The organism is Streptomyces sp. NPDC054841, assembly GCF_053611045.1.
The window spans coordinates 1-1,974 of sequence record NZ_JBSGZO010000827.1; the positions used below are offsets into that span (position 1 = coordinate 1).

General features: G+C 73.8%; 2 protein-coding genes. Both read right to left on the minus strand.

Going from position 1 to position 1,974, the window contains the following annotated elements:
- Nucleotides 1-127: 127 nt before the first annotated feature.
- The gene (locus tag ACWGI8_RS43610) at nucleotides 128-1,153 is read right to left on the minus strand and encodes a pyridoxal-phosphate dependent enzyme (RefSeq protein ID WP_453669089.1); all 1,026 of its coding nucleotides are present in this window, start codon (nucleotides 1,151-1,153) and stop codon (nucleotides 128-130) included.
- Nucleotides 1,074-1,974: GHMP family kinase ATP-binding protein (locus tag ACWGI8_RS43615; protein WP_453669091.1), on the minus strand; the 901-nt coding region annotated here is incomplete at its 5' end. The genes ACWGI8_RS43615 and ACWGI8_RS43610, both read right to left, overlap by 80 nt.

Sequence of the window (1,974 nt, forward strand, 5' to 3'; positions counted from 1 at the left end):
CCACGCTGCGTTGTCGGACTCATCCAAGTACGCCCAGTACGAGGATGATTCTCCGCCTTGCGATCGCACGCACCAGACGCCGCGGGCCCCGCCCTCCGGGCGGACGGCGCTACTTTCGCAACACGCCCTAGGACGTCCTGGCCGGGGCCGCCGCAGGGGCGCGGTTCCAGTGCATCCGGGACCACGGCAGGGCCAGCCGGCTCCGGTCGGAGACCTCCCTCGGGGCGAGGTCCGCGATCCGTGCGGCCTCGTGGTGCCGGGCGTAGACGGTGTCGACGTAGCGGTGGCCGGTGTCGGCGGCGATGAAGAGGACCGTCCGCCCGGGGGAGCGCTCGCGTTCGTGGCGGGCGGCGAGGTAGCCGGCGCCGGTCGACAGACCCGCGAAGACAGCGTGCCGCCGCAGCAGGTCGACGCTTCCGGCCAGCGCCGCGTCGAAGGAGATCCAGTGCAGGGTGTCGTACAGCTCGTGCGAGACGTTCCCGAAGGGGATGGAGCTGCCGATGCCGGCGATGATGATCTCGGGGTCGGAGACATGTTCGGCGCCGAAGGTGACGCTGCCGTACGGCTGGATGCCGACGAGTTCGACGTCGGCCGGGCCGGCCTCGGGGGCCGCGCGCAGGTAGCGGGCGAGGGCTCCGGTGGAGGCGCCCGACCCGACCCCGCCGACGACGGTGAGCCCGTCCGCGCCGGTCGCCTCCCGGATCCGGTCGGCGACCGCGCGGTAGCCGAGGTAGTGGACGTCGTCGTGGTACTGCCGCATCCAGTGGTACTCGGGGTGTTCGGCGAGGATCTCGTGGATCCGCTCCACCCGCCGCTTCTGGTCGAGTTTGAGGTCGCTGCACGGTTCCATCTGCTCCAGCGTCGCCCCGAGTACGGCGAGCTGGGTGCGCAGCGTGCGGTCCACCGTCGTCGAGCCGACGATGTGACATCGCATGCCGTGCCGGTGGCAGGCCAGGGCGAGGGCGTACGCGTAGATGCCGCTGGAGCTGTCCAGCAGGGTGTCCCCGCGGCGTACCGCCCCCGTGTCCAGCAGGTGGCGTACCGCCGCCAGGGCGGAGACCACCTTCATCGTCTCAAAGCGCAGGCAGACGAGCCGGTCGTCGAGACGTATCAGGTCCGGCCGGCCGATCGACTCCGCGATGTGCTGGTCCATTCCAGATCTCCTTGGTGGTGGTGAAGGTCGTGAAGGTCCGGGTGGCGGGGATGCCGTGGGTGTCCAGGGCGCGCAGGCAGCTGCGCACGCGGTGCCGCAGGCCCGGTGCGGCCGGGTCGAACAGCACGCCCGCCACCGAGCCGCTGTGCGCGATCTGGACACCCGCCGCTCCGACCCGCCGGGCGATGCCGGCCAGCGCGTCGAACTCCGGGTGGCCGAGGACCTGTTGGCCGCGCCACGCGCTGGCGGTGGCGACCTCGCCGAGCAGTTGCACATCGCCGGTGGCCACCGCCCGGCGCAGCAGCGTGCGCAGCCGCTCGAAGGCCCGTACGTCGTCCTCGCCCGGCTCGTGCACGGGCAGGGCCAGGGTGTCCACGGGCGCGCCCCCGCCGAGGGCGCAGCCCACCACCACCAGCGGCGGGAGGGCTGGGCCGAGGACCTCCAGGACCCGGCCCTCCCGCTGGGCGAACAGCACCGGGCGGCCGTCCAGCATCAGCGGATCGCAGGCCAGCTCCGCGCGCACGGCCAGCCGGGCGACCGTGCCGGGGGCCAGCCGCAGCCCGTACGAGTCGGCGACCGCGCGCACGGTGGCGATCACGTCACTGGTGGAGCTGCCCATGCCCAGGCCCACCGGTATGTCACCGGTGAGCCGCAACTCCCCGCCGCAGGGCGGCTGACCGGCCCGCTGCGCGCACTCGGCCGCCGCGAGGGCCGCGGCCTGCGCGGCCTTCGTACGGTCGGCGGGGACGACGGTGAGCGCCTCGGGCGCCGTGCCTGGCCGGCGGACGAAGTCGGCGCTGCTGCCGGGGGCGGCCATGGGG

What these genes read in the sequence shown, in the direction of transcription:
- ACWGI8_RS43610 (WP_453669089.1), bottom strand. Translation starts at nt 1,153, where the DNA reads ATGGACCAGCACATCGCGGAGTCGATCGGCCGGCCGGACCTGATACGT.